The sequence below is a fragment of the Streptomyces sp. NPDC055078 genome (assembly GCF_053607985.1).
In genome coordinates this window covers 1-5,584 of the sequence record NZ_JBSGUP010000553.1, presented here as the reverse complement: position 1 = coordinate 5,584, position 5,584 = coordinate 1, and the positions used below count along the sequence as shown (strand labels likewise).

Sequence of the window (5,584 nt, the reverse complement as noted above, 5' to 3'; positions counted from 1 at the left end):
GGGCGGTCAGGATCAGGCCGCCCCAGCCGCCGGGCATCCGCTTCCGGGGCGCCGGAGGCGGCGGCGCGCCCTCGGAACGCCAGGGCTCGTCCGGGGTCCGGCGCGGCGGCGCAGCATTGCTCATATCCGGACGTTAAGTCAGGAAAACGACGTCGGCACCCGCGAACCCGCGAGCGCCCGCACCGGCCCGGAACCCGGTGCGCCCAGGGAATCCCAGGGAATCCCGAGGAATCCCCGAGCCGGAACCCGGTCGGGCCCAGGCGCCGGACCCGGAACCCGATCAGCCCGGAAACCAGCCCGGAACTCCATCGGCCCGCGGGATCCCCCGGGGCCCGGAACCCGATCAGCCCATGAACTTCTTGAACTCGTCCGGCAGCTCGAAGTCCTGCGCCTGCGCACCGGCCGGAAGCCCGAAGGCCCCGCCCTGGCCCGCCTGCTCGCGCCGGGCCGCCGCGGCCTCCTCCTCGGCCTTGCGCTTCATCGGGTTACCGCTCTTGCGCTTGCCCTTGGCCTGCTTCTGCTGCTTCTTCTGCCGCCCGGGGCCGCCCCCCATGCCCGGCATCCCCGGCATACCGGGCATCCCGCCGCCCTGGGCCATCCGCGACATCATCTTCCGCGCCTCGAAGAACCGCTCCACCAGGCTCTTCACCGCGCTGACCTCGACACCGGAGCCCTTGGCGATACGGGCCCGGCGCGAGCCATTGATGAGCGTCGGCTCCTGGCGCTCGGCCGGGGTCATCGACTTGATGATCGCGGCCGTACGGTCCACATCGCGCTCGTCGATGTTGTTGATCTGGTCCTTCATCTGGGCCATGCCCGGCAGCATCCCCAGCAGCTTGGAGATGGAGCCCATCTTGCGGACCTGCTCCATCTGCGCCAGGAAGTCGTCCAGCGTGAAGTCCTTGCCCTTGCTGCTCGCCAGCTTGGAGGCCATTTTGGCGGCCTCTTCCTGGCTGAAGGTCTGCTCGGCCTTCTCGATGAGGGAGAGGACATCGCCCATGCCGAGGATGCGGGACGCCATCCGGTCCGGGTGGAACGCGTCGAAGTCGTCCAGCTTCTCGCCGTTGGAGGCGAACATGATCTGGCGGCCCGTGACATGCGCGATGGAGAGCGCGGCACCGCCCCGGGCGTCACCGTCCAGCTTGGACAGCACCACCCCGTCGAAGCCGACGCCGTCGCGGAACGCCTCGGCGGTGTTGACCGCGTCCTGGCCGATCATCGCGTCCACGACGAAGAGGATCTCGTCGGGGCTCACCGCGTCGCGGATGTCGGCGGCCTGCCGCATCAGCTCCTGGTCGATGCCGAGGCGGCCGGCGGTGTCGACGATGACGACGTCGTACTGCTTGGCGCGGGCGTGCTCGATGGAGTCCTTGGCGACCTGGACGGGGTCGCCGACGCCGTTGCCCGGCTGGGGCGCGTAGACGGCGACACCCGCGCGGTCGGCGACGACGCTGAGCTGGTTGACGGCGTTGGGGCGCTGGAGGTCACAGGCGACGAGCAGCGGCGAGTGCCCCTGGCCCTTGAGCCAGCGGCCGAGCTTTCCGGCGAGGGTGGTCTTACCGGCGCCCTGGAGGCCGGCGAGCATGATGACGGTGGGCGCGGTCTTGGCGAAGCGGAGCCGGCGGGTCTCGCCGCCGAGGATGCCGATCAGCTCGTCGTTGACGATCTTGATGACCTGCTGCGAGGGATTCAGGGCCTTGGAGACCTCGGCACCCCGCGCCCGTTCCTTGACGTTCGCGATGAAGGCCCGCACCACGGGAAGGGCGACGTCCGCTTCAAGGAGCGCGATACGGATTTCCCGGGCCGCGCTGTCGATGTCCGCCTCGCTGAGGCGGCCCTTGCCCCTCAGGGTCTTGAAGGTGTTCGCCAAGCGGTCGGAGAGAGTATCGAACACGGCGCTCGTCGGTCCTCAGGGTCGGGGGCAATGGGAATCGTCCTCCAGGGTATCCGGCCGGGCGAAGTGTGTGTCCTCGCCCGCGGGGACCTCACCCCAGGACCGCACCGGACCTCACCCTGGGACCGCACCGGACCGCACCACGGGACCGCACCGGACCTCACCCCAGCGCGGCTTCCAGGGACCGGGCAAGCTCCGTGGCGATCGCCTCCGCGAGAGGCCGCCCCCCGGCGTCCGTCACATACACCGTGTCCACCGCGTTCGCGCCCAGCGTCGAGACATGCGCGCTCCGCACCCGTACGCCCGCGTCGTCCAGCGCGTGCCCGATCCGGTGGAGGAGTCCGGGGGCGTCCTGGGCGCGGACCTCGATGACGGTGGCGTGCCGGGAGGCGGCGGGGGCGACCGTGACCCGGGGCGGGGGTGCCGGGACGCCCCGCCTGCGCGGGTAGGCGGCCTCGCGTTCGGCGAGTCTGGCCACTATGTCCAGGGACCCGTCCAGGGCGCGTACGAGGTCGGCGCGCAGCCGGGCGGCCGATGGCAGGGAACCGAAGGCGGCGGCGACCCGCCAGTTCAGTACGAGAACCGGCCCGAGCGTCCCGCCCATCTCACCGGGCAGTTCGACCGCGCGCAGATCGGCGGCGCGGACGGTGAGCCGGTGGAGGGCGAGGACTCCGGCGGCGGCGGGCAGGACGCCGGGGCGGTCGGGGAGGGCGATGAGCAGTTCGACGCCGACCGGTTCGGGCTCGCCGTCCTCGCGCGGGGGCTCCGGTTCGGTCCGCAGGGAGAGCACCGGGCCGCCCGTGCGGAGGGCCTCGACCGCCAGCCGCTCCTGTTCGGCGCTGGGGGCGGCGGATTCCGGTTCGGTGCTCCCGCCCGCCAGGACGGCGGCGACGCGGGCGGCCAGGTCGGCGACGAGCGAGCCGCGCCAGGTGGACCAGGCGGCCGGCCCGGTGGCGAGCGCGTCCGCCTCGGTGAGGGCGTGCAGGAGTTCCAGGGTGCCCGTCGAGCCGACGGCGTCGGCGACCGCGCGCACGGTCGCCGGGTCGTCCAGATCGCGCCGGGTCGCGGTCTCCGCGAGCAGCAGATGGTGGCGTACGAGGGTGGCGACGACGGCCACATCGGCGCGGTCGAACCCGATCCGGGTCGCCATGTCCCGGGCGATGGTCTCGCCGGTGACGCTGTGGTCGCCGGGCCAGCCCTTGCCGATGTCGTGGAGGAGGGCGGCGACGAGCAGCAGATCGGGGCGGTGGACCCGGCGGGTCAGCGCGGCGGCCCGTACGGCGGTCTCCACGAGATGGCGGTCGACGGTCCAGGTGTGGACGGCGTTGCGCTGGGGGCGGCAGCGGACGCGCTCCCAGTCGGGGAGCAGCCGGGTGATCAGCCCGTCGGCCTCCAGCGCCTCCCAGACGGCCACCGTGGGCTCTCCCGCGCCCAGCAGGGTGACGAATTCCTCCCGGGCGTCGGCGGGCCAGGGCACGGGCAGGGGCCGGGTGCCTTCGGCGAGTCTGCGCACGGCGTGCGGGGAGAGCGGCAGCCCGGACTGGGCGGCGGCGGCAGCGGCCCGCAGGGGTAGTACGGGGTCGCGCTCGGGCCGGGCGGCACGGGCCAGGACGACCTCGCCGTCCTGTTCCACGACGCCCTCGGCCAGGGGTGTGCGCTCGGGCTCGCGGCGGTGCCAGGCACGGAGCCGGGAGCGTACGGAGCGGGCGGTGAGGACCCGGTTCACCTCGCGCCAGGTGACATCGGTGGCGTACGAGATGGTCCGGGCGGCCTCGTACACCTGGCGCAGCACCGCGTCGGCGTCCAGCAGGCCGAGTCCGGCGGCGACGTCGTCCTGCTCCTGGAGGGCGAGCCGGTCGGTGGCGCGTCCGGTGGTCAGATGCAGCGCGTCGCGGGTGTCGAGGAGGGCGCGGCGGGCGGCGGCGAGCCCTTCGCGCGGGGCGTCGGCGAGCCAGGAAGCGGCGACGGCGCGCAGGGCGGTGGCGTCGCGCAGTCCGCCGCGCGCCTCCTTGAGGTCGGGTTCCAGCAGGAACCGCAGCTCTCCCTGGCGCTCGGCGCGTTCGCGGCACAGTTCGTTCAGCTCGGGCAGCCGTCTGGCGGCCTGGTTGCGCCAGTCGGCGAGGACGGCGGTGCGCAGGGCGGCGACCTGTCCGAGGTCTCCGGCGACGGGCCGGGCGTCCAGGAGTCCGAGGTGCGCCTTAAGGTCGTCGCCCGCGGTTCTGCGGGCCTCGGCGGGGGTGCGTACGGAGTGGTCGAGGGAGAGCCCGAGGTCCCAGACGGGGTACCAGATGCGGTCGGCGAGGGTGGCGAGCGCGCCGGGGTCGGCGCTGCCGTCGTGGAGCAGCAGGAGGTCGAGATCGCTGCGGGGGGAGAGTTCGCCGCGTCCGTAGCCGCCGGTGGCGACGAGGGCGGCGCCGCGGATCCCGGCGTCCCGGCAGGCGGTGGTGAACAGGGCGGACAGCCATTGGTCGGTCAGTCCGGCGAGTGCGGTGCGGCGTGGCGGCCCGGACCGCTCCTTGTCGTTGAGAAGGAGCAGCCGGGCCGCCGCGTAGCCGCTGGGTCCCGAGTCTTCCGCTTCGGTGGTGGTTTCCAGGCTCGACACCCGATCAGCCCTTTCGTTCTCCGGCGCGTCCCGGCGGCCCGCCGGCGCGGCTCTCTACAGTGCGTCCGGGCCGCGTTCGCCCGTGCGCACCCGTACGGCCGTGTCGACGGGGACGCTCCACACCTTGCCGTCGCCGATCTTCCCGGTGCGGGCGGCCTTGACGATCACATCGATGAGCTGCTGGGCGTCGCTGTCCTCGACCAGTACTTCGATACGGACCTTGGGGACGAGGTCGACGGTGTACTCGGCGCCCCGGTAGACCTCGGTGTGGCCGCGCTGGCGGCCGTATCCGCTGGCCTCGGTGACGGTGAGGCCGTGGACGCCGAACGCCTGGAGCGCTTCCTTGATCTCGTCCAGCCGGTGGGGTTTGACGACGGCGGTGATGAGCTTCATGCGTCCACCTTCCTGGTGCGGGCCGGGTCCGCGAGAGCGTCGCCGGGTGCGGGCACGGGCCTGCGGGTGCCGGTGCCGCCGCCCGCGCCGCTGAAGTCGTATGCCGTCTCGGCGTGTTCGTCCTGGTCGATGCCGGCGACCTCGGTGTCCTCGTCCACCCGCATCCCGATCGTCCGGTCGAGGACGAGGGCGAGCAGGGCGGACACCACCAGAGAGTAGGCCAGTACGGAGAAGACGCCGATGGCCTGCTTGCCGAGCTGTTCGAGGCCGCCGCCGTAGAACAGGCCCTTGGCATCGGACTGGACGCCTCCGGTGGCGAAGAGGCCGACCAGCAGGGAACCTGCGACGCCGCCGACGAGGTGGACGCCGACGACGTCGAGGGAGTCGTCGTAGCCGAACCGGAATTTCAGGCCGACGGCCATGGCGCACAGGACTCCCGCGATGCCACCGATGGCGATCGCGCCGAGCGGGGAGCAGGAGCCGCCGGCCGGGGTGATGGCGACGAGTCCGGCGACCGCGCCGGAGGCGGCGCCGAGGGTGGTGCAGGCGCCGTGGCGGATCTTCTCGTACGCGAGCCAGGCGAGCATGGCGGCGGCGGTGGCGACCTGGGTGTTGACGAACATGACCGCGCCGACGCCGTCGTCGTTGCCGAGCCACGACCCGGCGTTGAAACCGAACCAGCCGAACCACAGGAG

Annotated in this window: 4 protein-coding genes; all 4 read right to left on the bottom strand. The window is 72.9% G+C overall.

Features of this window, described 5'->3' with window-relative positions:
- Positions 1 to 343 precede the first annotated feature (343 nt).
- On the bottom strand, positions 344 to 1,894 hold the full coding sequence (gene ffh / locus ACWF94_RS31785; RefSeq protein ID WP_453496332.1) for a signal recognition particle protein: 1,551 nt from the start codon (positions 1,892 to 1,894) through the stop codon (positions 344 to 346).
- Between the two features lie 160 nt (positions 1,895 to 2,054).
- Entirely contained in the window at positions 2,055 to 4,496 is a 2,442-nt protein-coding gene (locus ACWF94_RS31780) for a [protein-PII] uridylyltransferase (RefSeq protein WP_453496329.1), read from the bottom strand.
- A gap of 54 nt (positions 4,497 to 4,550) precedes the next feature.
- The gene (locus ACWF94_RS31775; RefSeq protein WP_453496326.1) at positions 4,551 to 4,889 is read right to left on the bottom strand and encodes a P-II family nitrogen regulator; all 339 of its coding nucleotides are present in this window, start codon (positions 4,887 to 4,889) and stop codon (positions 4,551 to 4,553) included.
- A partial coding sequence (locus ACWF94_RS31770; RefSeq protein WP_453496323.1) for an ammonium transporter occupies positions 4,886 to 5,584 on the bottom strand: 699 nt, incomplete at its 5' end. The genes ACWF94_RS31775 and ACWF94_RS31770, both read right to left, overlap by 4 nt.